Source organism: Oribacterium sinus (genome assembly GCF_963553175.1).
Taxonomy (GTDB): Bacteria; Bacillota; Clostridia; order Lachnospirales; family Lachnospiraceae; genus Oribacterium; species Oribacterium sinus_B.
The window spans coordinates 1-26,727 of sequence record NZ_CAUVME010000001.1; the positions used below are offsets into that span (position 1 = coordinate 1).

Sequence of the window (26,727 nt, forward strand, 5' to 3'; positions counted from 1 at the left end):
TAGTCGCCGCCTCCTACTCGATCGCAAAGCAAATTCCTTCGGAAGTTGGTCTGTAACAGGACGACTTTTCTGATGAAAAGTCTGTCCTTGTGGATACTAAGCGAAAAACTTCGTTTCTCTTGTTTTTCGCAAGTACCGGCGGGCTCAGACTACCCCATGTACAGACCTATATTGACGAAAATCTATTTATTTTGATTTTTTATGGTCCCTTTTCCTGTAAATGTAACAAGCGGTATAAGTACTGATATTTTTAGGCATAATTTGCGGCTTATACCAAAAAAGTGTTCAGATTATTTGCATCTGAACACTTTTTTCTTTTTTGAGGACTCTATATTACAGTCTCTTCATTTTAATATAGAATTATAGATTAGATTGCTCTGGTGTACTTCTTTAAGAATTCCTTCTCGTCTTCCTTAAGTAGTGGAGCAATGGTCTCATAAACTCTTGCATGGTAGTCGTTTAAGAGCTTCTTATCCTCAGCATTTAACATATCCGGATTGATGGCATCCAGGTCGAAAGGAATCAGAGAGATGGTTTCAAAATACATGAACTGTCCATACTCGTTCTTCTCTCCCTTTCTGGCGAGAAGTTCATTTTCCAGACGGATACCGTGGGAGCCTTCAACATAGAATCCCGGCTCATCGGTAATCACCATGCCCTCTTGAAGTACTTCGGTTTCTCCGGCACGGAACTTCCAACGGAAGCCTGCAGGGCCTTCATGAATGTTCAGAAGATATCCTACGCCGTGGCCTGTACCATGATTGAAGTTCAAGTTTCTATCCCAGAATGGCTGACGGGAAAGGATATCCAATACCAAACCGGTACATCCCTCCAAGAACTTTGCATTGGCAAGGTGGAGGTTACTGATAGCAACCAAAGTAAAATCATCCTTCATCTGCTGAGGAACCTCTCCTAAAGCAAAGGTTCTGGTAATGTCTGTGGAACCCTCATAGAAGCCTGCTCCGGTATCACTTAAGTAAAGTGTTCCGGTATGGAATTCCACATCGGTTTCAGGAGAAGAGGTGTAGTGCACAATAGCGGAATGAGGACCAAAGGAAGAAATGGGCTCGAAGCTTGGACGAATAAAGTTGCCCATTTCGGCACGGAACTCATCCAGCTTTGCTGCGGCAGACATCTCTGTAATCTTAATCTTACCGATATTTTCCTTCAGCCACTTCATAAAGCGAAGGTGTGCAACGCTATCTTTAATCTGGGCTTTACGAATATTTTCAATCTCAACAGGATTCTTGATAGCCTTCATTAAGATGGCAGGATTTCTCTTTTCTACGGTCTTTACAGACTTAGGAATATTGTTGAAGAGAGCATAGTTTAGCTTGCTCGGGTCAATCATGACGATATCTCTGTCGGAAAGCTTTTTTACATCCTCATAAATGGCATTGTAGGGATGAAGCACTACACCATCCTTAGCCAGCTTTTCCTGCAAAGCCTTGTCCAGCTTTCTTTCGTCAATGTATAAGTCGAAACGATCCATACGAATGATGGCATAGCTGAGAACAAGAGGGAAGAATTCGATATCATTACCGCGAATATTCAGAGTCCAACAGGTATCATCCAGGGTGGAAACGATATGGGTATTGCATCCCGCATCTTCCATTTCCTTACGAATACGAGCCATCTTACTGCTTACACTTTCACCGGCATATTTTTCATCCAGATCAAAGGCAGGCTCTTCGGAAAGTGCCGGACGATCCTTCCAAACCGGATCCACAAAGTCCTCGTCATAGAGAATCTTAGCTTTCTTTTTCTCGGCAATACGAGCGTATTCCTGCCCTTCTCCTACGGATACGGCACGACCGTCAAAGGCAAGGGTATCGCCCTCCTTCAAATGCTCCTCCAAGAAGGCCTCCAGGCTAGGTACTCCCGGCTCGAACATCTTCATCAGCTCGACGGTGGTTCCTTCCAACTGCTTAGCAGCCTGGATAAAATAACGACCGTCAGTCCAAAGTCTTGCTTCCTCTAAACCGATAAGAGCAGTTCCGGCAGAACCGGTAAATCCGGTGATAAACATTCTCTCTTTAAAATGCTCTCCAACATATTCGCTTTGATGGAAATCCGCAGTGGGAACAATCAGCATAGTAATGCCTTTTTCCTTCATAATCTTTCTAAGTGCGGAAAGTCTCTCAGGTACTGTCATGTTCTACCTCCATAATTCTTCAAGTATAAAAACCAAACGCTGTAGTGTATTATAGCACGATTTGCTCAAAAAGGCTAAAGAATAGGGGGATAAACTTTGATTTTTAGGAAAAATGTTCTAAAAAAATAACGGAAGCGAAAGTCCGGAGTAATCGCGCTATAAAGGAAAAAGGCTAAAAGTATTCTAAAAAGCTATATTAGTCTGGCTTAGAAAAACGTCCCATGTTATACTGCCATCAGTTTTGCATGAGAAAGGAAGAGCTATGTTAAAGTGTGAAAGAACATCTGTAATGAATATAGAAAATGCCATGAGAGGTGCCAGAAATCCTATGAATTCCTGGGATAGGGCGGACTCTTATTATGATGAAGAAGGAAATTATCAGCTTGGACCCAATGACATGAATCTGGCAAGGCGTTTACGACTGGCCGGTTCCGATCATAGAAAGTTTATCCGCCAAATCTTTGTCTCCGTGGACATCACGGCTCCTCTTTATTGGTGGAAGGAGTATGACACATATAAAGTGGCAACTGTAGCCAATTCCACCTCTACCATGCACAAAATCCATTCCAAGGAATTTAGCATTGAGGACTTTTCCCATGACCATCTCACCGAGGAAGGGCTGGAGAGTTTAAAAAGAACCGTGGAGGATCTGGAACGCATTCGTCTTCGTTTTCTGGAGAAGAAAAACAAGGAGGATTGGTACACCATTATCCAGTTGCTTCCCAGCTCTTATCAGCAAATGCGGACCTGTACCATGAATTACGAGAGTCTTATCAATATGTATTTTTCCAGAAAGAGCCATAAGTTAGAAGAATGGCATACCTTCTGCGATTGGATTAAAACCCTGCCCTATGCCAAAGAGTTGATTTTGGCAGAGAAGGAATCGGAAGCATAGCCTTTTCTGTTTTTTAAAATTTTTTTATAGAAATATTCTTCCTTATAAATTCTTTATGCGAAGAGAATTTATAAGGAAGAATATGGTATACTAAAGTTCATAGTCTTCTTCTTTAGTTTTATTAAGATTCTATTCTTCTTGTTTTATCTGTTCTTTTATTCATCCATTTTCAGATATTTTTATTTTTATCTATCCATTTGTTTTCACGTTTTCTTATTTCCATCTATCTATTTGTTTTCATGTTTTCTTATTTTCACCTATACCTTTCTTTTTTAGTATTCTGATTTTCACCTATTCATTTATTTATTAGTTCATTTTCAAGTATTCTGCCATTTATTCATTTTTTCAATCATTCTGCCATTAGTTCATTTTTTCAAGGATTCTGCTATCTATTTATTTTTCAGAAAGGAGCTTCTTATGCCCAATTTATGTCTGTCTTCCTTGAAACGGGGAAAAATTATTTTATTGCTTCTGATGATTATGCTTCTGGGATTTTTATTTTTGATGAATCAGGAACGGGAAAGAAAGATTATCTATAAGGGGGCTGCGGGGGAAGAGAAAGAAGCGTTTCTGGCCCGGGGCGCTTATGAAAGCTTAGAGGCAAAGAGAAAGGTAAAGCTGCCGGAAGAGCAGAGCAAAACTGCAGAAGAAAAGCAAGAGGGACGAGAAAATCAAAAAATAGAAGATTCGGTAGAAGTGGAAAGCCAAGAAAAGCGGGAAAACCTAGAAGGGAGTAAAAAGGCGAAAAAAGAAGAGGATCCGGAGATAAGTAAAGAAGATAGCGAAGAAGAAAGTAAAGCAGGAAGTAAAGCAGAAATCGGAGAGGATGGCGAAAAGAAAGAAGTCGGCGAAAAGAAAGAAGACGGTATAGCAGATAGCCGAGAGGGAATTCCAAAAAATCAGATGGAAAAGAAAATCAATATCAACACCGCTACAGAGCAGGAGCTGGAAAGCTTAAAAGGGATTGGTCCCGCCACGGCGAAAAATATCATTCGTTACAGGGAGGAATACGGCGGATTTTCCAGTATTGAAGAAATTAAGAATGTAAAAAGAATCGGAGAGAAAATATTTGAAAAAATCAAGGCGGATATCTGTGTATAACAAAGGCCGGCGTATAGTTGACATGATTTTGTAAGCTTTATCCCTTGTGCTTTTCTGCTTTGCCCTTTATGATGAAAATGTTTTCCCGTATTCCAAGATTATGAAGAGAGTAATAGGAAAGAGGAATTGGGATTCAAGTGAAATGGTAAAATTTTTAACAGGAAGGGATAGACTTTTCTTTTAAAAAGTTAAAATATTAGAGGAAGAAGTAATCAGGAAAAGATGAGAAAAAGAATGAGAATCAAAAAATGCTTGTGCTCTATGGTGTTGTTATTATCCATATTACAGAGTACATTGATTTATGCGGAAGAGAGAGTTTACGGAATTTCAGACTACGGTCCGGTTTCCGTTAATGGAAACGGTGTAGGAAGAGGAAAGGATCCCACCTACCAGTATATTGAAGATCTTCTTTATAATAATCAGGGGAATAATGGGAGCGGAAATAGTGGATCTGCGAATTCCGGCGGAAGCAACCCGGTAGCCAATCCGGGTGGCACATCCTCTCAAAATACGACGAAGAGTAGCGGTCAAAATACTGCTGTTACCCAGGAAAGAAAGTGGAATTTGGCGAAGCTTTCGGGAAATGGGCAAACCAAGTCTATCGGCTCAGATGTGAATGCCAATTATGCAGTGGTTTTTGACTTGGATCAAGGTACAATCTTAGGTGAGAAGAACAGCTCTGCAAGCATGAATCCGGCCTCTATGACAAAGGTGATGACTTTACTTGTGGCGGTTGAGAATCTTCCGGATTTAGAAAAGAAGATTACCATTACCCAGGATATTGTGGACTATGTGAAGGCAAGAGGTGCCAGCAACTGCGGTTTTGTAGCAGGGGAGCAGGTTCGGGTAAAGGATTTACTCTATGGGGTAATTCTACCCTCCGGAGCGGATGCGGTATTGGCTCTGGCTAAGGAAATTGCCGGTTCTGAAGCAGGATTTGTAGCTTTAATGAATAAAAAAGCCCAGGACTTGGGGCTATCTTCAGACTGTAAATTCCAGAATGCTACAGGGCTTTATCACAGTACCCATCATATGAATGTGAAGGATATTGGGGAAATTATGGCGGCGGCTATGCGAAATTCCATAGCCAGAGAGGTTCTTTCCACGGAGAACTATCAGATTCCTGCCACCAATAAGCACGAGAACGGTATTAAGCTGACGAACCTGTTTGTACAAAGAATAAAAGGGCAGGATACCGGAGGCGCCAGTGTGACTATGGCGAAAACGGGCTTTGTTCGTCAATCCATGTTTTGCGCTGTCAGCAGCGGAAAAGGAGCAAATGGAAAGAATCTTTTGGTGGTAACCGGCTACAGCTCCAGCACCTGGCAGTGTATTAAGGATCATGCCACCTTGTATAAGCGTTTCGGATAGAAGAAAAGGGGGAAGCTATGCCAATTAAAGTACAGAACCATTTGCCTGCAAAGGATATATTAGAGAAGGAAAATATTTTCGTTATGGATGAACAGAGGGCGGTATCTCAGAATATTCGACCTCTGCATATTGCCATTCTCAACCTGATGCCCTTAAAGGAAGATACGGAGCTGGATTTACTTAGGGTGCTTTCCAACTTTCCGATTCAGACGGAAATCACACTGATGAAGATGGAATCCCATGTTTCTACCCATACCAGCTCCGTTCATTTAAATACCTTTTATGTGAATTTCTCTTCTGTACAGGACGAGTATTTTGACGGCCTAATCATCACCGGAGCTCCGGTGGAAAAGATGCCTTTTGAAGAGGTTGGATACTGGAAAGAACTTACGGAGGTTATGGAATGGTCAAAAACCCATGTGTTTTCCACCTTCCATATCTGTTGGGGAGCCCAGGCGGGGCTGTACTATCATTATGGAATTCAGAAAGTGCCTTTGGAGAAGAAATTAAGCGGAATTTATTCCCACAGGGTTCTTCATAGAAAGAAAATGCTGATGAGGGGAATGGATGATGAGTTTTATGTTCCCCAATCCCGTTATACCGGACTGGATGAAGAGGCAGTAAAGAAAAATAAAGAGCTTTATGTGGTAGCGGACAGTGAAGAGGCGGGAAGCTACTTGATTTTGGCCTGCTCTTCCCGCCAAATCTTTGTTACCGGCCATTCCGAGTATGACCGGTATGACTTGGATAAGGAGTATAAAAGAGATTTGGCCAAAGGAATAAATCCGGAGGTTCCGGTGAACTATTATCCTGATGACAATCCGGAGAATACCCCGATTTTATCCTGGCGTTCCAGCTCCAACTGTACCTATAGTAATTGGTTAAATTTTGTGTATCAGGAGACTCCCTATCGTTTGGAGGAAATGCGACCGGTTTCAGAGGACAGTTATCTTCGGGATGACCATAGAAGTGAAAGAGACAGTACCGTAAAGTCTACCGATTAAGGGAACAAATAGTGACTGAAGCAATGAGTACAAGTAAAGGAGAAATTATGGATGCAGTAGAACGTTTGATTCGTTACTTAAAAATTGATACGGAATCCGTACCGGATCAGGAAAAGATTCCTTCCAGCGAGAAGCAGTTTGATCTGGCAAGAGTTCTGGAAGCGGATTTAAAGGAACTGGGGGTAAAGGACGTACAGTGTACCGACCATGCCTACGTATACGGGAAAATTCCTTCCAATTTATCGAAGGAAGAGCAGGAAAAGACTCCTGCTTTAGGATTTATTGCCCACATGGATACTTCTCCCTCTGCAAGAGGTAAGAATGTGGAGCCCAGAATTGTAAGTAATTATGATGGAAAAGATATTGCTTTAAACGAAACCGAAGTTCTTTCTCCGAAAGTCTTTCCAAAGCTTTTAGAGGCGGTTGGACAGGATTTAATGGTTACCAACGGAAAAACCTTATTGGGAGCGGATGATAAGGCGGGCGTTGCGGAAATCATGGCTATGGTGGAATATATTCAGACCCATCCGGAGTTTCGTCATGGAGACATTTGCATAGGTTTTACACCGGATGAAGAGGTTGGGGCAGGAGCAGACCTCTTTGATGTTCCTCTTTTCGGCGCAGAGGTGGCTTATACCGTGGACGGTGGCACTCTGGGAGAGGTGGAATATGAGAATTTTAACGCTGCCAGCGGAAAGGTGAAGATTCATGGCGTGAATGTCCATCCCGGTTCTGCAAAGGATAAGATGATGAATGCCAATCTTTTGGCGATGGAGTTTAATGCTTTACTGCCAAACTGTACGCCTGCCAACACGGAAGGGTATGAAGGATTCTTCCATCTATGTTCCTTTGTGGGAGAGGAAAGTCTGGCTACTTTGGACTATATTATCCGTGACCATGATTGGGAGAAATTCCAAGAGAAGAAGAGAATTTTCCAGGAGGCGGGAGAGAAGCTGAATCAGAAATACGGAGAGAAGGGGGCACAGTTTTCCGTAGAAGTGAAAGACAGCTACTATAATATGGTGGAAAAGGTTCGCCCTCATATGTATTTGATTGATGTGGCAAAAACAGCCTTTGAAAAAGAGGGAGTTACCCCGAAGGTCTGCCCCATTCGTGGAGGCACAGACGGTGCCAAGCTTTCTTTCATGGGCTTACCCTGCCCCAACCTGTCTACAGGAGGAGAGAACTACCATGGTATTTACGAATATTTGAATCTGAATTCTTTCAAAAAGATGATTCCGGTGCTTTTGAAGATCTGTCAGGAAATGATAGGAAAAAAACAATAAGTTCCGGGCGATAAGGCAAGACGGGCTTATAGAATGGGACGGACTTCTAGAACAAGACGTATTGATGAAACGCTACAGGACATTATAGAAACAAGAGAAAGGACCTTCGAGTATACATTCGAAGATCCTTTCTTTTATATGAATAGACTGCTTTTTCGTCCATCACTGGAATCCCTTTATGAAGGGACTTTTTTCAAGCTTAGTAGCTTTATTCTACTTTTCTTGTTTCTTATTCAATATTCTTTTGTATGATAAACGATTCACTTATCGCTTATCTATCTTTTGAAAAGCAAGTCCTTTGCCTTTCTTACGATTAATTCCTCCTCTATACTAATGCTCCTTCTCTGAAACATTCGTATCGGAATTCCCTTTCCTCTTATTTCAGAGAAGAGGCTCGTCATTGTTTTCATCGTGGATGCTGTACATCCGATAGCATTCCTCGGGAAACATCGGGTTTCATCTTCAGGAAATGCTTAATATTCAATTGTCTTATCTAGCCATTGGTTTGTACCACCTTTTCAGAATCGCTTCTCTATAATTTCAAAATGGAATTTCACCATGATTTTATATATTTAAAGCGTTTATGATGGGAAACCGATTCTATTGGAAACCTGCTCTTTTCAGAAAATAAGAAGAAAGTCTTCTGCAAACCGATAGCATAATTCCTGCTATACAAGAGTTAGGTTTTCTCTACTCAGTTAAGTCTCCAGTAGAAGTACTGTTCTTCGTCCATTGGATTGTACCTCTCTTTCTTGATTATAGTTCGCAAACCTTCCGTTTGCACTTTGCAAATCTCTAACTCTTTCTCTTCGAGCTAAAGATTTTTTGCTGTTTTTTTCTTTCTTGTGTCTATAGGATAGCACGAAAAATTTCTTTTGTAAAGCAAAATTAAATAAATATTATTTTTATTTTTTGTAAAAAAAGAGGATATAAAAAAGAACTTTTCTCTTTAAAAATGGAATTTATACACACAATAAAATTTATTTTCAAAAATCCGGAATAGGACTCATTTTGCTCAAAATTAATCCTATGGGAAGGGGAAACTATGGACGGGAGGCTTGGCTTTGCCGTAGAATAACAGACGAGTAAATAGAGTTAGTTTATACTTCGTATGGAGAGGAATAAATCTATGTTTCGTTATGAAGAAATCAAAAATCCGGAATATTATCAGGAAAACGTCCTTTTGCCCCATTCGGATCATATTGCCTACCGCAATGCTACAGAAGAAAAGCTGGGAAAAAGTTCCCTGCGAAAAAGTTTGAATGGCTTATGGAAGTTTCATTATGCAAGAAGAATAGAGGACAGTATTCCGCATTTTGAAAGCCCGGAGTATTCCTGTAAGGATTGGGAAGATATTGTGGTGCCTGCCCATATCCAGCTGGAGGGCTATGATGCACCCCAGTATGCCAATGTGCAGTACCCCTGGGAGGGACATGAAAGCATCCGTCCGGGAGAAATTCCCCGGCATTTTAATCCGGTGGCTTCCTATGTAAAATATTTTATCCTGCCGAAGGAGTGGGGAAAGCAGCCGGTGCATATTTCTTTTCAAGGGGTGGAAAGTGCCTTTGCGCTGTATTGTAACGGAGCTTATATCGGCTATCACAGCGACTCCTTCACTCCTGCTGAATTTTCTCTGGAGGGCTTTTTAAAGGAGGGGGAAAATAAGCTGGCGGTTCAGGTTTACAAATGGTCCGCAGCCTCCTGGTGTGAGGATCAGGACTTCTTCCGCTTTTCCGGAATTTTCCGGGATGTTTATCTCTATACCCTGCCCAAGCTGCATTTGGCAGACCTGCATCTTCAGACGGAATTGAGCCGGGACTTTAAAGAAGGAAAGCTTTGCTTTTTGGGAAGAATCGAAGCCCAGGAGAAGGTAAAAGGAGAAGAGAAAGAAAAGGGCATTCTTCGCTATACTCTTTATGATGGAGGAATAACGCTTCCTAAGGGAAGAGGCTTTGCTTCAGAGAAAAAGATTGTTTCTAAGGGAGAAATCCTTGTTTCGGGGGAAATGACCGAGCTAAAGGAACAGACCGTATCAAAGGAACAGACCGTATCAAAGGAACAGGTTGCTTCAGAGGAAAACATAGCGGAATTTTCCATTTCCATAGAAGCGCCCAAGCTTTGGTCTGCGGAGGCTCCCAATCTTTATACTTTGGTGCTGGAGCTTTGCACGGAGGAGGGAGAAGTACTGGAATATATCGTGGAAAAACCCGGGTTCCGACATTTTGCTTTAGAAGACGGACTGATGAAAATCAACGGAAAGCGGATTGTATTTAAGGGCGTAAACCGGCATGATTTCAGCAGCTTAACGGGAAGAGCAGTAAGTGTTTCGGAGATGGAGAAGGATATCCAAACCATGAAGCGAAACAATATCAATGCCCTTCGTACCTCTCATTATCCCAACAATTCCGCCCTCTACCGTCTGGCAGATGAGTACGGCCTTTATGTAATGGATGAGTGTAATATGGAAACCCACGGCAGCTGGGACACCTATGCCTTTACAAAAGATATAGACTATGTGCTTCCCAAGGATAAAAAAGAATGGGAGGCCATGCTTTTACAAAGAATTGAAAATATGTGGCAGAGGGACAAAAACCATCCCTCCATCCTGATTTTCTCCTGCGGAAATGAAAGCTTCGGTGGATCTGTCATTCATGAGATGGCAAAACGTCTTCGCAGCTTGGATTCCTCCAGACTGGTGCATTATGAGGGACTCTTTAATGACCGCTCCTATCCGGACAGCAGTGATATGGAAAGTCGAATGTACCCACCGGTTACGGAAATCAAAGACTATCTTTCCAAGCACAGGGAAAAGCCCTTCCTGCTTTGTGAATATGCCCATTCCATGGGGAATTCCTTAGGGGCTTTGTATAAGTACACGGAGTATGCGGAGGAGGAGCCCTTGTTTCAGGGAGGCTTTATTTGGGACTATGTGGACCAAAGCCTTTGGAAGAAAAATCGTTACGGTGAAAAATTTTTAGCCTATGGGGGAGATTTTTCCGACAGGCCTTCGGATTTTCAATTCAGTGCCAACGGCATTGTTTTTGGGGGGGATAGAAATCCAAAGCCCCAGATGCAGGAAGTGAAATATCTCTATCAAAATATTTTTTGTACCCTGGAAGAGGAGGAGATTTTGATAAAGAATCGTTCTCTTTTCCAATCCACTTCAGAACTGGATTGTAAACTATCCCTTTATCGTTACGGAAAGCTTTGGAAGGAGTGTTTGTTGGAGACAAATGTTCCGCCCCAATCTGAGGGGAGAATCCCTAATCCGTTTTTAAAAGAAGAATTGGAGGGAGAGTATACTCTTCGGATTAGTTTTCATTTAAAGAAGGATAGTTTGTACGGAGAAAAAGGCTTGGAGATGGCCTTTTCGGAAAGAAGCTATACGGTAGAGAAAAAAGAGACTTTGAGGCTGTATCTGTTGGGGGAAGAACAACAGGAGGAACATTGGGTGAGAAGCTGGGAGAAGCTTTTGGAAGAATGGAGCGATACCTCGGAAGGGATTCCGGAAGATTTTCAGATTCTATCTTCGCCCCACAACATTGGTGTACGAGGCAGTTCTTTTGAGGCAATCTTTTCTTTGATTCAGGGCGGGCTGGTATCCTACCGATATGGAGGAAAAGAGTATTTGGAGGCCATGCCAAGACCTAACTTCTGGCGTGCTCCCACCGACAATGACACGGGAAATCTGATGGCTTTTCGCTATGCCCAGTGGAAAACAGCAAGTCAGTATTTAAGTACAAGAAGCCCTGAGGCAAGCCTAATGTTGGAAAAACCGCAAGAGGTGCTGATGAAAATGGAGAAGGATTGCTTCCTTATTCGTTACAGCTATCATTTACCTACCAATCCGAGAAGCAGCTGCCAGATGCAATACAGCGTTTTCCCGGATGGAAAAATCAGCGTAAGTCTGGACTATAGTCTGCCCAAGGAGGGAGATCCTGTCCTTCTGAAACAACTGTCCGAGCTTCCGGAATTTGGGGCTCTCTTTACTCTAAATGCGGATTTGGAAAACTTTTCCTGGTACGGCTTGGGCGAAGAGGACTGTTATGCCGACAGAAAGCATGGCGGAAAATTGGGCATTTATCATGGGAAGGTAAGGGATAATTTTGTCCCCTATGTTTTCCCCCAGGAGTCCGGAAACAAGGCGGAGGTACGACTGGCGACTCTCACTGATGAGAAGGGTAGGGGCTTAGTTTTCTTAGCGGAAAATGAAGAGGGGCAAATGAATGTTTCAGCTCTGCCCTGGACTCCCCATGAAATTGAAAATGCCTGCCACGGTTATGAACTTCCTCCGATTCATCATAGTATCCTGCGTCTTTCCAAGGCCCAGATGGGGGTGGGAGGAGATGACAGCTGGGGCTCCCATACCCATGAGGAGTTTTTGGTGAAAGTCAAGGATAGGATTCATTTCAGCTTTTCCTTTATGGGGATTTGCTAAAGCGGAGTTACAATCCTTTTGACGAATATAGGGAGATACCTTCTCTTAAGGCTTTGAATTATGCCATTTTTAGAACGGCTATCAAAAATTTAGAAATAATCTACTAGGATATAGAGGGAAATACTCTATATCCTTATTTTTTAAGAGAAAATGACGAAATATCCTGTATAGAAATGTTTCTCCCTGTATAAGGGCGTTTTTCACCTGCTTATTTTTGGAAATACTTTAGTTTTTTCCGGAAATGGGCTGTAGTAAAGGAGGCAATATGCTGGAAAATGTGCGTGCCGTAGGAAAGGATTCCTACCAAAACAAGATTTTATCCAAGGTTGAGAGCGGAAAAACCAAGGAAAGCCAAAAAGTGGATAAACAAGCCTCCGGCAAGGAAGCGGAGCTTGCAAAGGCTACAGGAGGGAAAGAAGCTGTAGTACAAAGAGACAGCTTGGAGCTATCCGGTAGAGCGAAGGAAGTGGCAGCCAAGGGGACACAGGCGACTAAGGCGGAAAAGACGAAAGCACTGAGTGCCGAGGAGGGACTTTCTGACAAGGCGAAAACCTACTTAAAGAATCTGCGCCGTTCTCGAAATTTTGTAGATTTTCGTATTGCGGAAAAGGGAAAAGAGAATGATGCCTTAGCAGGAAAGAGCAATAAGGAATTTACCGTTGTTCTAAGCAATGAAGAAATTGAAAAAATGGCAACGGATAAGAAATTTGAAAGAGAGCAATTAAATACATTGGATCAGACCGTAAAGTCTATGCTTATGGCACAGACAGGGATAGGGAATGATAACGGGGCCAATAAGACCAATGTGGAGGACATCAAGAGTATTGCGGCAAAAACCCAAGAGGACGGCACCACCATGCTGATTGCCAGCTTGGAGAAGAGTACAAGCTCTGCCAGAAAGATTGCGGAAGAGCAGGATAAAAAGCGGGAAGCAAAGAAACTGGAAGAAAAGCAGGAAGCGAAGAGAGCGGCAGAAAAGGAAGCGTTAAAGGGCGGTAAAAAAGCGGGTAAGGCACAAAAGGTAGAGAAGGCGGATTCCAAGGATAAATTATCGGGAACAGAAAAGACGAAGGAGAGCGCAACAGAAACAGAGACGATTCATGATGTGGAAAAAACAGCTGTAAAGCGTGTGGAGGTAAGGGGAAGAACCATAGAAGAGCTTATGGAAAACTTGAAAAAGCTGGATTGGACAAAGGTTCCGGTGACAGAATAAAGAGATAGCTCTCCTACTTTATTGTGAAATAAAATAGGGAAGTCAATTTATAATTTGCTTATATAAATTTTATTTTTGTTTATAATTAAAAAGATTCATGCTATACTTTCTCCTTGTAAGGGTTGAACTGTCTTTAGGAGGAAGTATGGCATTTTTTTCATTTTTGGATCAGAAAAAGAAAAAGGATGCACTTAGAGAGCTTGCAAAGGAAAGAAAGAGAGGAATTTCCGCAGAACAGCTGGACAAGGCCAATAGGGAAATTCATCTTCGCCTTTTGCAATCTCCTTTTTTTCTGGAAGCGGAAAGGATCTTCTCCTATGTGAGTATGGAAGGGGAGGTGGACACCAGAATCATTTTGGAAACGGCTTTACAGATGGGGAAAAGAGTGTGCGTTCCCCGATGTATTCCGGGAAAAGAGCATCTGATGGAGGCGGTAGAGATTCATAGTATGGAGGAGCTGATTCCCCAGACCTATGGAATTTTAGAACCAAGGCAAGAAATCCCTTCTTCCACGGACCGGTGCTTTGATTTGTCTTTGATACCTTGTGTAATGGCAGATCAAAGAGGAGGCAGACTGGGACATGGAGCAGGCTACTACGATCGATTCTTGGAAAAGAGCAGGGGGAAAAAGCTATGTTTATGCTTTTCCTGCTTACTTTACGATAAGATTCCCATGGAGAAAACGGATATCCGCATGGATGCGCTATTAACAGAGGAAGGCTACTTTGCATTTCATTAAGAATCTTTCACAAAAGGGGAAAATGATTTCTGTAAGAAATGCCAAGTTGTATTCTGTTAAAAATTTAGCTAGTATAAGTGAAGTCAAAAAATTAATTTGTTCCCAAAAAATATTTTTGGTCAGGAGGAGCGAAAATGGGTGTAGAGCAAAACAAAATGGACGAGTTGTTTAAATGGGATGGAAAGCCGGATGTGGCACCTACCATTTCTTTGGCGTTACAGCATCTGGTAGCCATGATTATCGGTTGTGTAACGCCGGCTATTATTATTTCCAACGTAGCAGGATTGGAAATCGGACAAAGAATTATCTTGATTCAGGCATCCTTGACGATGTCTGCAATTTGTACCTTCTTCCAGCTTTTTCCCTTAAAGAAGGGCGTATTTGGAGCAGGTCTTCCGATGATTTTAGGAATCAGCTTTGCATACCTTCCCAGTATGCAGGCGATTGCCGGAGAAGGCGGCGGAGTAGGAACCATCGTGGGTGCTATGATGGTTGGTGGAATTGTTGCAATTATTGTAGGAATCTTTGTAAAAAGAATTCGTAAATTCTTCCCTCCACTTATTACCGGAACCGTTGTGTTTACCATCGGCCTTTCTCTTTATCCCACAGCGGTAAACTATATGGCAGGTGGAGTGGCAAACAACGCTGAGTTGATTGCCAAGAAGGGACTTACCACAGCTTTGATTTACGGCTCTTGGCAGAACTGGCTTGTGGCTTTTATCACCTTGATTGCTGTAATGTGCTTCAGCACCTTCGGTAAGGGTGTCTTTAAACTGGCTTCCATCCTTTTGGGAATGGTAGTGGGATATTTGGTGGCTCTTGGCTTTGGAATGATTTCTTTCAAGGAAATCGGAACCGCTTCCTGGTTCTCTCTTCCTCACTTCCTGCCTTTTGGTGTTCAGTTTAGTGTACCTGCTTGTATTTCCATCGGTTTACTTTTTGCGATTAACTCCATTCAGGCTATCGGTGACTTTACGGCAACCACCATGGGCGGATTTAACAGAGAGCCCAGTGATGATGAGCTTCGTGGCGGAATCATTGCTTACGGTGCAACCAACTTCCTGACTGCATTCTTTGGCGGACTTCCAACTGCGACTTACTCTCAGAACGTAGGTATCGTAATTTCCAACAAGGTAGTAGCAAGAAGAGTGTTCGCAACAACCGGTTTGTTTATCCTGGCTTGCGGTCTTTGCCCGAAGTTCTCCGCATTACTTACCACAATTCCTCAGTGCGTATTGGGAGGAGCTACCATTACCGTATTCTCCACCATCGCGATGACTGGAATTAAGCTGATTACCCAGGAACCGTTGACTGCACGCTCTACTACAGTGGTAGGACTTGCAGCAGCAGTTGGTGTGGGAATTGCACAGGCTCCCGCATCCTTAGGACAGTTCCCGACATCCTTCACCATGATTTTTGGAAAGTCTCCTGTAGTATTGGCAACTATCATTGCAGTATTCTTAAATATTGTATTGCCTAAGGAAAATAAAAAAGCTTAACTAAACGAGATATCGCACGCTTTGCGCACGATACTCGTTATGAATTAAAAGAGACGTTACATAAGATAAAAGAAAAAGTGCTCAGACCGGGTCTGAGCACTTTTTCTTTTGGCATCCTTTTTTTCTTTTAGCATCCTTTTTTCTTTTGCCCTGAAGTTTATGTTTGGAGCATAGATAAATCCGGAGGCAGCTCTCGCTGAAAGAACATTTTTTCTTTTCGAATGGGATGGGTAAAGGAAATGGAGTAGGAGTGGAGAGCCTGACGGGACAAGCCTATATTTTGTAAAAAAACACTTTCTTTCCCATTGCCGTATAGACTATCCCCCAGTAGGGGGCAGGAGAGGTAAGAGAGGTGGACGCGAATCTGATGGGTCCTGCCGGTGGCCAGCTGGAGTTGCAGAAGAGAATAGTTTTTCCCGGGAAAATAGTCTAAGACATTAAAATAACTGAGGGCTTCCTGCCCTTTTTGAAAATCCACGGTTCTCAGCATTTTTTCTTCTTCTACTCTGGCGATAGGCGCAGATATGGCAAAGGCATAATCAAATTCTTCTTTTTCGCTCTCATGAACACGTCTGAATCCAGGAACAGAACCTAGGGAAAATTCGGGATTTCCCTGACAAAAAGCCAGATAGCTTCTTTGGACGCGTCCCTCCTTCATATCTTTGTTTAGAATCGATGCCGCCAGACGATTCTTCGCCAGAAGGATTAAACCGCTGGTATCCAAGTCCAATCTGTGGATAAAGTGACAAACAAAAGAAGATGCAGAAGTATTCTGCATCTGATAAAAAACTACGGCACCGGCTAAAGTCTTTTCAAAATGTCCCGGAGAGGGATGACAGGGAAGTCCTGCAGGCTTATTTAGCAGGAGGATATCCCGGTCTTCATAAACAATGTCCAAAGGAAAGTCATAAGGCGGAGCACTGTTCTCGTCCTCCGCGGGAAGGTAGACAGACAGGCAATCCCCCTCCGCCAAATGATCCACGGTAAAGGCCCATTGACCATTTTTTTCAATCCCGTAATGCTCCCTTTCCGCCTCAAAAAAATGAACTCTCTTTAAAGCGGAAAGAAGGCTTTTTGTGTAACCCTGTTCCAGAAGAAAAGCTTCTATCGTCTTATCTGCAAAGTCTTTAGGAACGGTATAAGTAAAAAGAGTAGGAATACGCATGCTTTAGAAGGAAAAGGTTTCTGCCAAAGGAAGCCAGAGCTCATCCTTTTCGGAGAGAAGAAGAGGACTGCCGTCTTCCATAGCGTAACCGTCTTTTTTCGCATTTCCGGCATAAGTACCCTTTAACTCCGGCCACTGAATGCCGATGCTTGGATCATTCCATGCCAGACCGCCTTCGTCTCCGGGATGGTAGAAGTCTGTTACCTTATAGGCAAATTCCGCGGTATCGGAAAGTACAAGGAAGCCATGAGCAAAGCCCTCCGGAATATAGAACATCTTTTTATTTTCTTCACTAAGGGTAATGCCGAAATGCTTACCGTAAGTTTTGCTGTTCTTTCTTAAGTCTACAGCCACATCATAAACTCTTCCTTTTAATACGCGAACAAGTTTTCCCTGGGGATATTGCTTTTGAAAATGCAGTCCCCGTAATACACCCTTTACAGACATACTCTGATTGTCCTGTACAAAACGAAGATTAAGTCCCTGCTCCTTAAAATCTCTTTCATTGTAGCTTTCCATAAAATAGCCTCTGCTGTCCTGATGGATGGTGGGCGTAATAATGCATAATCCCTCAATGTCCGTTCTTTCTACCTGAATCTGTCCCATGAAATTTATCCTTTCTCCTTTGTTGTAAGTAATAGAAAACAAAGAGTTTCCTTTTTTCTCATAAATAGTAATAAAGCAATAAATACCATCGATATTTTATCATAAAAAAAATTTTTCACATAATACTTATTTTTTAATACTTGCCTCCGATATATATACTGTAACAAGAATAAAACAAAAAAACTTGCTACAAAACATCTCTTCCATAGGAAGAGGACACCGGTCTTCGGACCCTAACAGCCAAAAGGCAAAATCAGTCGAAAGACAAGAAAAGGCAAAGAAAATTCTTCTTTTCTGGCGCCGGAAAAGGAGATTTGCATAGGACAGGGAGGTTCTGGCATGCCGAAATCAGGAGGATATTACTATGGTTATTCAACACAACATTGCAGCAAACAACGCTTACAGAAACCTTTCTTCTAACGCTTCTAACGGACAGAAGAACTTGGAGAAGCTGTCTTCCGGTTATAGAATCAACCGTTCTGCAGATGATGCAGCAGGTCTTGCTATTTCCGAGCAGATGCGTTCCAAGATCAACGGTCTTGATCAGGCTTCTGCAAACGCAAGTGATGCAATCGGCTTAATCCAGACTGCTGAAGGTGCTTTAACAGAGACTCACTCTATGTTACAGCGTATGGTAACTCTGGCTACCCAGTCTGCTAACGGAACCTACAACAGTACCGCTCGTGCAGCTATCGGAGAAGAGGTTACTGCTTTGAAGGCAGAAATCGACAGAATTGCTTCCACCACTGACTACAACGGTGTTAAGCCAATCGGTGCTTCTTCCGCTATCACTGTTCAGATTGGACCAACTTCCGGAGAGACTTTGGAGATTGCCGCTGCAAAGATGGATGCAACCAGCTTAGGTGTTAGTGCAATCTCAGTGTCTACAGTATCTGATGCTAACTCTGCTATCACCAAGATCAACGAGGCTATCAACACTGTATCTACACACAGAGCAAAGCTTGGAGCATCTCAGAACCGTCTTGAGCACACCATCAACAACCTTAAGACCACTAACGAGAACATGACTGCAGCTGAGTCCAGAATCCGTGATACGGATATGGCTAAGGAAATGGCAGCTTTCACTAAGAATAACATTCTTAACCAGGCTGCACAGTCTATGCTTTCTCAGGCTAACCAGCAGCCACAGGGAGTTCTTTCTCTCCTTAGATAAGCTTTATAGTATTTTTAAGACCATTGGAGTTGAAAGAAAAAAGAAGAGGCAAGGTTTATCTGCTGATTCTTTTCTTCCGGTGGAGTCCCACTTAAAAATAGAATGGATTATTATGTCTATGGAAAGAAGTTATCATAGTTTAACTATGGTGACTTCTTTTTTTGTTCTATCTTATATCGAAACCGGTCTATCGAAATATCCCGATCGGAACCGGTATATCGTGAAACCGGAGGAACGAAGGCTTGGTGAAAGCTATGCCATTTCCTCGTAAAGCAAGAGAAGAAAGAGGAAAAATAGTTAGATGGAACTAACTTTCAGTATTTTTTAAAAAACAAAAAAATTTTCAAAATCCGTTGACAAGGACAAAAAAAGCGATTATAGTATGCCATGTTGATAGTAATTATCAATTTTGTTTTTTGAAAGCCTCAGGAACTTTTGAAAGACAAAGCAATAAAAGAAAGGACGGCCGATGAATTATTCACGACAGCGTGCAGAGGTACTGGATCAGATTAGGGAGCATGAAGACCATCCTACTGCAGATGTAATATTTGCAGAACTACGCCAAAAGGATCCCAGCATCAGTTTGGCAACGGTATATCGGAACTTAAAGTTACTTTCGGATTTAGGAGAAATTCGGAAACTTAGCTTCGTATCAGGAGCGGATCGTTTCGATCCTACCGTAAAACCCCATTATCACTTTGTATGTGAGAGATGCGGGAAGGTTTATGACATTCCTATGAAGGTTGCGGAAGCACTGGATTCGGAGGCGGAAATGTATATTCCGGGAGCCATTACAGGTCATGATTTGGTGTTCCGAGGAATATGTGATGAATGCGGAGCTTTGGAGGGCTCCCGGGATTCACAAAAATAAGTTGAGTTTGAGCATTTGCCTTAAAAAAGGCGGAAAAGGAGAGAAGTTATGAAGACTTGGGTTTGTTCAGTATGTGGTTATGTGTATGAGGGAGAGACTGCTCCTGAGAAGTGTCCTGTATGTAAGGCTAGCAGCGACAAGTTCGTTGAGCAGAGCGGAGAGCTTACATGGGCAGCAGAGCATGTAATCGGAGTAGCTAAGGATGTTTCCGAGGATATCAAGAAGGATTTAAGAGCTAACTTCGAGGGAGAGTGCTGTGAGGTTGGTATGTACCTTGCTATGAGTAGAGCAGCTTACAGAGAGGGATACCCTGAGGTTGGTGATTACTACAGACAGGCTGCTTTCGAAGAGGCAGATCACGCATCTCGTTTCGCAGAGCTCTTAGGAGAGGTTGTATCTCCTTCCACAAAGGAGAATCTTATCGCTCGTGTAAAGGCTGAGAACGGTGCTACTGCAGGTAAGGTTGATCTTGCAAAGAGAGCTAAGGCTCAGGATTTGGATGCTATCCACGATACTGTTCATGAGATGGCTCGTGACGAGGCTAGACACGGTAAGGCATTCCAGGGTCTGTTGAAGAGATACTTCAGCTAAGCACAACAGTTGGTAAGAGTGTAGTGCCTGTCCTGGTAACACTTGGGGCAAGTACAGCAGATTGTACAAAGGAAAAACTTGTCTTTTCTTGTGGCTATTATAAAATGTTTTTGTAATAGCGCAGGTTGAGTCTTGAAACAGAGGAGGAGCGCTCCTCTGTTTCAATTTTTAGGCAGGCGATAATGCTTGTCGGGAAAGGAGAGTAGCATGGCAAATTATAAGGGAACAGAAACAGAGAAGAATTTATGGACTGCCTTTGCAGGAGAGTCTCAGGCAAGAAACAAGTACACCTATTTTGCTTCTCAGGCAAAGAAGGACGGTTATCAGCAGATTGCAGCAATCTTAGAGGAGACTGCGGCCAATGAGGAATACCACGGAAAGATGTGGTTTAAGGAGCTGGCCGGACTTGGCGGCGGAATCGGAAACACCCAGGAGAACTTGAAGGCGGCAGCTGCCGGTGAGCATTATGAGTGGACCGATATGTATAAGACCTTTGCAGAAGTAGCGGCAAAGGAAGGCTTCCAGGAGCTTGCTGCAAAGTTCCGCCTTGTTGCTCAGGTTGAGAAGACTCATGAAGAGCGTTTCTTACAGCTTTTGCAGGGAATCTTGGATGATACTACCTTTAAGGCTGAGCAGCCTACCCTGTGGCACTGCAGAAACTGCGGTTTCATCTATGAGGGAGAGGAAGCACCTGAGACTTGCCCATGCTGTAATCATCCTAAGGCTTACTTCGAGCGTAAGGCTGACAACTATTAAAAAGCACTTCAGCTGAAAGAAAAGTACAGAAATTCTATTCAGCAAAAGTAAGCATCTGTTTTATAAATCCACAGTCTTTTCCATAAAAAAGAGGGAGAGACTTGTGGATTTTTTTATGCGCGGAATATTCCTATCTTATGTGGACAAAAATGAATTGTGTGAAATTTGAAAAATTAATACTTTTTTCATTGTGGGGAGGGGAAATCCGTGAAAGCTTGCATTGACGGAAGGAACAGTTTAGGCTAGACTCTAAGCTTAGGGATGAGTTCCTAAGACTGCTGTTTTCCAAGAAAAATGAAAGAAAAAGGAAGATGGCAAAGAGTGTTTTGTATAGAGAAAATTAGATATAGAGAAAGAGGCGTTGCGATGAAAAAAAGTACAGTTTTATTAATTCTGGACGGCTACGGAGATCGGAAGAGCAAAGAGGGAAATGCTATCGCTTTGGCGAATACGCCGGTGATGGATCATTTGAAAAAGGATTATCCCTATGTGGAAGGACAGGCTTCCGGACTGGCTGTAGGTCTTCCCGACGGACAGATGGGAAATTCCGAGGTTGGACACATGAACATGGGAGCGGGCAGAATTGTTTATCAGGAATTGACCCGTATTTCCAAGGCTATTCAGGATGGAGATTTTTTTGAAAATGCTGCCTTAAAGGGCGCTGTGGAGCATTGCAAGAAAAAGGACTCCGCCTTACATTTTATGGGCCTTTTGTCCGATGGAGGAGTACACTCTCACATTGAACATATTTATGGACTTTTGGAGCTGGCAAAGCGTGCCGGTCTTAAGAAGGTTTATCTTCATGCTTTTTTGGATGGAAGAGATACTCCTCCCGATTCCGGAAAGCATTTCCTTATGCAGATTGAAAAGAAAATGCAGGAAATCGGTGTGGGAGAAGTAGCCAGCATTGCCGGAAGATACTATGCTATGGATAGAGACAAAAACTACGACAGAGTGGAAAAGGCTTACCTGGCGATGACCCAAGGAATCGGTGAGAAGGCGTCTTCCGTAGAGGAGGCTATCAGTGCGTCCTACGCCAAGGAAGTTTTTGATGAATTCGTATTACCTACGGTAATCGAGAAAAATGGAGCGACTCATCTTATTTCTGACGGAGATGCTTGCATTTTCTTTAACTTCCGTCCGGATAGAGCAAGAGAGATCTGTCATTGCTTCTGTGATGATGACTTTAGCTTCTTTAACCGTGGGGCCAGAAAAGAGGTATATTTTGTCTGCTTCACCGATTATGACCCCACTATTCCCAATAAGGAAGTGGCTTTCCATAAGGAAGATATTTCCAATACCTACGGAGAGTATCTGTCCTCCCTGGGAAAGACTCAGCTTCGTATTGCGGAAACGGAGAAATATGCTCATGTTACCTTCTTCTTTAATGGAGGAAAGGAAGAGCCCTTTAGCGGTGAAGATCGTATTCTGGTTCCCTCTCCCAAGGATGTGGCAACCTATGATTTAAAGCCGGAGATGAGCTGTTACACGGTAACGGAGAAGCTTACAGAGGCGATTCGTTCCGGAAAATATGATGCTATTGTGGCAAACTTTGCCAATCCGGATATGGTAGGACATACCGGTGTTCTTCCTGCAGCCATCAAGGCTATTGAAGTGGTGGATGAGTGCGTGGGAAAGGTTGTGGAGGCTGTGCAGGAAGTGGGAGGTAATCTCTTCATTCTGGCCGATCACGGAAATGCGGATATGATGGTGGACGAGAAGACGGGAGAGCCCTATACCGCCCATACCACCAATCCGGTACCTTTCATCCTTGTGGCAGCGGACAAGTCGTTAAAGCTGAAGGAAGGGGGATGCCTTGCGGATGTAACTCCAACCCTTTTGGATTTGATGGGTATTCCAAAGCCGAAGGAAATGACAGGAAAGAGCCTGCTGGAGAAGTAAAGAAGTATAGCGTAGAGTGGCAGCATAGCCAAGGATGGAAGTGTAGCCAAGGACGGAAGTGTAGTCAAGGCCGGAAGTGTAGCCAAGGCCGGAAGTATAGCCAAGGACGGAAGTATAGAGAAGCTTAGAAGTAAGGACGCTAGAGTACCTGGAAGGAGTTATTCATGAAAATAGGAATCTGTACAGATTCCGGATCGGGAATACGGAAGGAAGAAAGTGAGATATTCGGGATTACTGTAGTTCCCATGCCCTTTCGAATGGGAGATCAGGAGTACTTTGAAGGAATCAATATGAGTCGGGAGCTTTTTTTTGAAAAGCTGGCAGAGGGAGAGGAAGTTTCCACTTCCCAGCCCTCCATGGAGAGTCTCATGAAGGCCTGGGATGCCCTGCTTTTGGAAAATGATGAAATCGTTCATGTTCCGTTAAGCTCCGGACTGTCCGGTTCCACCCAGACAGCTCTGATGCTTTCCCAGGAAGAACCCTATTTGGACAGAGTATTTGTTTCGGATAGCAGAGGGGTTTCGGTTACCCAGAGAATGCAATGCCTCTTCGCCAAAGAATTGGCGGAGAAGGGATATACGGGGAAGGCAATACAGCATCTTTTGAATTCCATTGCGGGAGATAACGGCATTTATATCGGGGTAAGTACCTTGAAGTACCTTAAACGGGGCGGCAGAATTACACCGGTTGCCGCAGCCATCGGCAGTCTTTTGCAGATTAAACCGGTTCTATCCATCAATAAGGGAGGAAAGTTAGACTCCTTTAAGAAGGTAAGGACGGAAAGACAAGTTCGGGAAGCCATTATTGAAGGCTTGAAGGATAGTCTGGAACGAATGGGAGATCCGGAGGCTAGAAAGTCCTATATTGCTGTAGCTTATACGGACAATCTGGCCCAGGCGGAAGAGTTTCGCACACAGCTGGCAGAGACCTTTCCCAATCGTTATGAGGAAGAAATTGTGATTTCTCCTCTGTCCTTACTGATATCCTGCCATATTGGAGAGAATGGTCTTGGCGCTGCTGTGATTAAGCGTCCGGATGCTTTGGAAAATACTTAAGCTTGGGGAGCAGTGATTTCAAACTGCTCTCCATTTGTCTTGATGAGAATTTCTCCCAGCTTGGCCGTTTCCAAAGGAAAGAGCCGATACTTCTTACAGTTTTCCACAGTGCTTTTGTGAGGATGTCCGTAGCGATTCTTCTTTCCATAGGAAAATAAGGCAAATTTTGCCCGGGTTTCCGACAGAAAACTGGGGCAGGAGGAGGTTTTGGATCCGTGATGTGCGAGCTTCAAAACATCGACTATGGGAGATGCTTCCGTCTCCCTGCAATTTTCCAATAGTGCCTCTTCAGACTCCTTAGGCATATCTCCGGTGAAAAGCATACGAAAATGTCCGTACTCCAAAAGGCAGCCGATGGAGTGGGCATTAGCTTCTTCGATATGGGCAGAATCATTGGGATAAAAGCAACGAATATGAAGCTGATGCCCCCTGGTATCGGGGCCTCTTTTTTTGCTTGTAGAGAGATTTTCTGCCCAAGCATTTTCTTTCGCGGAAAGACGGATTCCCTGTTCGGAAAAGACCAGTTCATCTCCCTTTTGCCAATAAGAAACATCCGCTCCGTGATTGTAGGCTAAACGCTTTAACAAGTCATAACGATGATCCTGCAAGGCGGAGGCGGGAAGAATTAAATGGGATAAGCTTATTGAGGGATTCTTTTCCAAGAGAGCCTGTATACCGCTGATATGATCCCGGTCACAGTGGGTGAGCAGGGCATAATCGATATGCTGAATTCTTTTGGCCTTACAATAGGGAAAGAAGATTTGTTCCGGAAATAAGTTCTTACTGGTGGAACCGTTGTCGATGGTAAAGACCAGATTTCCCTTTCGAAGAACAAAGCCATCACCCTGGCCCACATCAAGGGCGGCAATTTCCAGTTCTTTAGGGGGCTTGGGCAGGTAGAGAGGAAGGGAAAGCAAAAAGCCCAGGGAGAGTAAAAGGGACAAGAAAATAGGATGCACTCTGCAAAGACAGGGGATTGAATGTCTTCCATTCAAAGTTTTGGGAAAGAAAAAGAGAAGGTAGAGAAAAAGAAAATAAAACATCACAGAGATTACTTGCATTTTCCCAAAGAGAATCTGAGAAAAGGGGAGAGCAAGGCTTTTTTCCATGAAAAGGTGAAAAATTTGAAACAGAAGGTTTAGCAGAAATCGGGAGGAAAAGCTAAGAAGACGAAGAAGTAGAAAATCTTGCTCCGGCAGATAGGAAAGAAAGATAGATACTGCCCCAAGGAGAAAGAAAAAGGGAAGGAGCGGGAGTAGAAGCAGGTTTAATAAAGGGGCATATAGGGGAAAAGAGAACTGGGTTAAGGAAAAAAGTGGGAGCATAGCCAGATAAAAAAGGAAGCTGCCTTGTAAACGATGGGGTAGAGTAGAAAGTAAGCAGGGAATAAGCTTGGAAAGATAAGCAGGAAATTTCAAAAGAAGAGAGGGATGCTTGGAAAAGCCAAGCGTATGCTTTTTACAAATTTTGGAAAGGGCTTTTTCTTTCTTTTTTCGAACTGCTTTTCCGGGTCTTTCTTCCAAAAGAAAGAAAACAAAGAGGGTGAAAAAGGAGCACTGCATGCCGATGGAATAGAGGGAGAGAGGATTCAGCCAAAGTAAAAACAGTAAAGCGAAGGAAAGCTGAGACAGCAGATCCTTTCCTTTGCCAAGCTGTATGGCGGCAAAACGGAGAAAAAGCATGAAAAGCGCCCGAAAGGCGGAGTGGGAAGAACCGGTAAAAAGAAAATAGGAGAAAAGAAAGAAGGAAGTGATAAGAGAGGAAAGTAGGGAAGATAGCTTTATTTTCCGAAGCAGCCGGTAGAAAAAGCCTCCCAGAAGAGAAAGATGCAGGCCGGATATGGCCAGAATATGGGATATACCGGCACTTTGATAGAGGCTTTTTTCCGATAAGGTGATTCCTGAACGTTCTCCCAAGAATAGACTTTTTAAAAAGCCTGCCGTCTCTTCAGGGAAAAGTGCATCTATTCTGTTTCCAAGGCTTTGCTTCAGAGTGAACAACTCTTTGGCAAAGGGGGAGGACTCTCCCCGGACCAGCTCTATAGTCTTGGCTTGAAATACACCGGAAATTCCTTCCCCCTTATAATAGGAGGGGAGAGAAAACTCCCCTTCGTTGGTGGCAGGGCTAAGCTCTAAAAAATGACCTTTCACAGAGCAGATTTGTCCCGGAAGCGGAAGGGGCATAGAACTTTCCCAGGTGGATTCCTTCGGGAGATAAAGAATCAGCTTTTGAAAGTGCAGATCATTTCTTTTTTGATATTTTTCTTCATTCTTTAAAGAAGAATTCTTTTTTTTCAAGGCGGTATCTACGATACAGGAGCTGAGAAGGAGCTTCCATTTCTTTTCCTGCTCCTCGACATACATCACTTTACCTCTCAGTACAGCCTGTAAAGGAAGGATATAACCAATGCTTTCCCTTTCCGCCCGGTAACGATGATTTACGGAATAGAAGTTTAGCATAAACAGAGTAAGGCAAAGGAGGGAGCAAAAAAACAGCCGATTTTTCTTTTGCCGGAAGAGAAAGAGGGATAGAAACAGCAGGCAAAAGAGAAATAAGAAACGGTAGGAAAAAGGAATTTCGGGAGTAAGAATCAATTCTCCCAATAGGGCAAAGAGAGCCAAAAAGAATAGGGGACGGGAAAGAAACATATTGTGCTCCTTGGATAGAAGAAGTTAAAGATAAATATTATGGATGATGAATAGCCTGTGAATGCAAAAAGAATGCAAAAAGAATGCAAAAAGAATGCAAAAAGAATGCAAAAAGAATGCAAAATAAATGCGATAAAGAAAAGTTAGCGGTATGGAAGCTGTAAAGAAAATATTGAAAACAAAAAGATATTTCCCCTATCCTAGTCCTAAAGCCGGAAAAAAGCAATAAAAAAACTCCCCCAAAATAGGGGAGCCTTT

19 protein-coding genes are annotated in these 26,727 nt (G+C 43.1%); 15 read left to right on the forward strand and 4 right to left on the reverse strand.

The features are described 5' to 3' along the window. Positions 1–367 precede the first annotated feature (367 nt). The gene (locus tag RYO92_RS00005) at positions 368–2,155 is read right to left on the reverse strand and encodes an aminopeptidase P family N-terminal domain-containing protein (protein ID WP_315365898.1); all 1,788 of its coding nucleotides are present in this window, start codon (positions 2,153–2,155) and stop codon (positions 368–370) included. Positions 2,156–2,417: 262 nt separating this feature from the next. Here RYO92_RS00005 and RYO92_RS00010 point away from each other — a divergent pair, with 262 nt between their 5' ends. From RYO92_RS00010 to RYO92_RS00050, 9 genes are all read left to right on the forward strand, one after another. Beyond that, complete coding sequence (locus tag RYO92_RS00010; protein WP_314966202.1) at positions 2,418–3,050, forward strand: hypothetical protein; 633 nt, start codon at positions 2,418–2,420, stop codon at positions 3,048–3,050. Between the two features lie 417 nt (positions 3,051–3,467). Further along, on the forward strand, positions 3,468–4,151 hold the full coding sequence (locus RYO92_RS00015; RefSeq protein WP_315369062.1) for a ComEA family DNA-binding protein: 684 nt from the start codon (positions 3,468–3,470) through the stop codon (positions 4,149–4,151). Between the two features lie 222 nt (positions 4,152–4,373). After that, positions 4,374–5,522, forward strand: a complete 1,149-nt coding sequence (locus RYO92_RS00020; RefSeq protein WP_315369064.1) for a D-alanyl-D-alanine carboxypeptidase family protein — start codon at positions 4,374–4,376, stop codon at positions 5,520–5,522. Positions 5,523–5,539: 17 nt separating this feature from the next. Then, positions 5,540–6,526, forward strand: a complete 987-nt coding sequence (locus RYO92_RS00025) for a homoserine O-succinyltransferase (RefSeq protein WP_314636663.1) — start codon at positions 5,540–5,542, stop codon at positions 6,524–6,526. A 47-nt stretch (positions 6,527–6,573) separates the two neighbouring features. Then, positions 6,574–7,812, forward strand: coding sequence for a peptidase T (gene pepT / locus RYO92_RS00030; RefSeq protein ID WP_314966196.1), 1,239 nt, complete (start codon positions 6,574–6,576; stop codon positions 7,810–7,812). A gap of 1,129 nt (positions 7,813–8,941) precedes the next feature. Continuing rightward, on the forward strand, positions 8,942–12,250 hold the full coding sequence (locus RYO92_RS00035) for a glycoside hydrolase family 2 TIM barrel-domain containing protein (RefSeq protein WP_315369065.1): 3,309 nt from the start codon (positions 8,942–8,944) through the stop codon (positions 12,248–12,250). 265 nt (positions 12,251–12,515) lie between these two features. Then, positions 12,516–13,463 (forward strand): DUF6033 family protein, encoded by a 948-nt coding sequence (locus tag RYO92_RS00040; RefSeq protein ID WP_314343728.1) that lies wholly within the window; start codon positions 12,516–12,518, stop codon positions 13,461–13,463. Between the two features lie 145 nt (positions 13,464–13,608). Further along, the gene (locus tag RYO92_RS00045; RefSeq protein WP_314343726.1) at positions 13,609–14,202 is read left to right on the forward strand and encodes a 5-formyltetrahydrofolate cyclo-ligase; all 594 of its coding nucleotides are present in this window, start codon (positions 13,609–13,611) and stop codon (positions 14,200–14,202) included. 134 nt (positions 14,203–14,336) lie between these two features. Continuing rightward, on the forward strand, positions 14,337–15,701 hold the full coding sequence (locus RYO92_RS00050; protein ID WP_183683339.1) for a uracil-xanthine permease family protein: 1,365 nt from the start codon (positions 14,337–14,339) through the stop codon (positions 15,699–15,701). Positions 15,702–15,858: 157 nt separating this feature from the next. Here RYO92_RS00050 and RYO92_RS00055 read toward each other — a convergent pair whose 3' ends face one another. Then, positions 15,859–16,866 (reverse strand): RluA family pseudouridine synthase, encoded by a 1,008-nt coding sequence (locus RYO92_RS00055; protein ID WP_315369066.1) that lies wholly within the window; start codon positions 16,864–16,866, stop codon positions 15,859–15,861. 3 nt (positions 16,867–16,869) lie between these two features. Next, positions 16,870–17,472, reverse strand: a complete 603-nt coding sequence (gene rfbC / locus RYO92_RS00060; RefSeq protein WP_315369067.1) for a dTDP-4-dehydrorhamnose 3,5-epimerase — start codon at positions 17,470–17,472, stop codon at positions 16,870–16,872. 364 nt (positions 17,473–17,836) lie between these two features. Here rfbC and RYO92_RS00065 point away from each other — a divergent pair, with 364 nt between their 5' ends. The 6 genes from RYO92_RS00065 to RYO92_RS00090 all read left to right on the forward strand — a co-directional run bounded on the left by RYO92_RS00065 (position 17,837) and on the right by RYO92_RS00090 (position 23,821). Further along, complete coding sequence (locus RYO92_RS00065; protein WP_315369068.1) at positions 17,837–18,646, forward strand: flagellin N-terminal helical domain-containing protein; 810 nt, start codon at positions 17,837–17,839, stop codon at positions 18,644–18,646. Between the two features lie 469 nt (positions 18,647–19,115). Then, positions 19,116–19,517 (forward strand): Fur family transcriptional regulator, encoded by a 402-nt coding sequence (locus RYO92_RS00070; protein WP_314669071.1) that lies wholly within the window; start codon positions 19,116–19,118, stop codon positions 19,515–19,517. A gap of 48 nt (positions 19,518–19,565) precedes the next feature. Continuing rightward, positions 19,566–20,108, forward strand: a complete 543-nt coding sequence (locus tag RYO92_RS00075; protein ID WP_183683332.1) for an NADH peroxidase — start codon at positions 19,566–19,568, stop codon at positions 20,106–20,108. 207 nt (positions 20,109–20,315) lie between these two features. Next, positions 20,316–20,864 carry a rubrerythrin gene (rbr, locus tag RYO92_RS00080; RefSeq protein WP_007158000.1) on the forward strand — a complete coding sequence of 183 codons (549 nt, stop codon included), beginning with the start codon at positions 20,316–20,318 and terminating at the stop codon, positions 20,862–20,864. A 366-nt stretch (positions 20,865–21,230) separates the two neighbouring features. Then, positions 21,231–22,766 (forward strand): 2,3-bisphosphoglycerate-independent phosphoglycerate mutase, encoded by a 1,536-nt coding sequence (gene gpmI, locus RYO92_RS00085; protein ID WP_315369070.1) that lies wholly within the window; start codon positions 21,231–21,233, stop codon positions 22,764–22,766. Between the two features lie 164 nt (positions 22,767–22,930). Next, positions 22,931–23,821, forward strand: a complete 891-nt coding sequence (locus tag RYO92_RS00090) for a DegV family protein (protein WP_315365605.1) — start codon at positions 22,931–22,933, stop codon at positions 23,819–23,821. Here RYO92_RS00090 and RYO92_RS00095 read toward each other — a convergent pair. Continuing rightward, positions 23,818–26,469, reverse strand: coding sequence for a ComEC/Rec2 family competence protein (locus RYO92_RS00095; RefSeq protein WP_315369071.1), 2,652 nt, complete (start codon positions 26,467–26,469; stop codon positions 23,818–23,820). The genes RYO92_RS00090 and RYO92_RS00095 overlap by 4 nt on opposite strands. Between the last annotated feature and the right edge of the window lie 258 nt (positions 26,470–26,727).

Excerpts from the sequence above, each read along its gene's own strand:
- RYO92_RS00005 (WP_315365898.1), bottom strand. The coding sequence starts at position 2,155 with ATGACAGTACCTGAGAGACTTTCCGCACTTAGAAAGATTATGAAGGAA.
- RYO92_RS00010 (WP_314966202.1), top strand. The coding sequence starts at position 2,418 with ATGTTAAAGTGTGAAAGAACATCTGTAATGAATATAGAAAATGCCATG.
- RYO92_RS00015 (WP_315369062.1), top strand. The coding sequence starts at position 3,468 with ATGCCCAATTTATGTCTGTCTTCCTTGAAACGGGGAAAAATTATTTTA.
- RYO92_RS00020 (WP_315369064.1), top strand. The coding sequence starts at position 4,374 with ATGAGAAAAAGAATGAGAATCAAAAAATGCTTGTGCTCTATGGTGTTG.
- RYO92_RS00025 (WP_314636663.1), top strand. The coding sequence starts at position 5,540 with ATGCCAATTAAAGTACAGAACCATTTGCCTGCAAAGGATATATTAGAG.
- pepT (WP_314966196.1), top strand. The coding sequence starts at position 6,574 with ATGGATGCAGTAGAACGTTTGATTCGTTACTTAAAAATTGATACGGAA.
- RYO92_RS00035 (WP_315369065.1), top strand. The coding sequence starts at position 8,942 with ATGTTTCGTTATGAAGAAATCAAAAATCCGGAATATTATCAGGAAAAC.
- RYO92_RS00040 (WP_314343728.1), top strand. The coding sequence starts at position 12,516 with ATGCTGGAAAATGTGCGTGCCGTAGGAAAGGATTCCTACCAAAACAAG.
- RYO92_RS00045 (WP_314343726.1), top strand. The coding sequence starts at position 13,609 with ATGGCATTTTTTTCATTTTTGGATCAGAAAAAGAAAAAGGATGCACTT.
- RYO92_RS00050 (WP_183683339.1), top strand. The coding sequence starts at position 14,337 with ATGGGTGTAGAGCAAAACAAAATGGACGAGTTGTTTAAATGGGATGGA.
- RYO92_RS00055 (WP_315369066.1), bottom strand. The coding sequence starts at position 16,866 with ATGCGTATTCCTACTCTTTTTACTTATACCGTTCCTAAAGACTTTGCA.
- rfbC (WP_315369067.1), bottom strand. The coding sequence starts at position 17,472 with ATGGGACAGATTCAGGTAGAAAGAACGGACATTGAGGGATTATGCATT.
- RYO92_RS00065 (WP_315369068.1), top strand. The coding sequence starts at position 17,837 with ATGGTTATTCAACACAACATTGCAGCAAACAACGCTTACAGAAACCTT.
- RYO92_RS00070 (WP_314669071.1), top strand. The coding sequence starts at position 19,116 with ATGAATTATTCACGACAGCGTGCAGAGGTACTGGATCAGATTAGGGAG.
- RYO92_RS00075 (WP_183683332.1), top strand. The coding sequence starts at position 19,566 with ATGAAGACTTGGGTTTGTTCAGTATGTGGTTATGTGTATGAGGGAGAG.
- rbr (WP_007158000.1), top strand. The coding sequence starts at position 20,316 with ATGGCAAATTATAAGGGAACAGAAACAGAGAAGAATTTATGGACTGCC.
- gpmI (WP_315369070.1), top strand. The coding sequence starts at position 21,231 with ATGAAAAAAAGTACAGTTTTATTAATTCTGGACGGCTACGGAGATCGG.
- RYO92_RS00090 (WP_315365605.1), top strand. The coding sequence starts at position 22,931 with ATGAAAATAGGAATCTGTACAGATTCCGGATCGGGAATACGGAAGGAA.
- RYO92_RS00095 (WP_315369071.1), bottom strand. The coding sequence starts at position 26,469 with ATGTTTCTTTCCCGTCCCCTATTCTTTTTGGCTCTCTTTGCCCTATTG.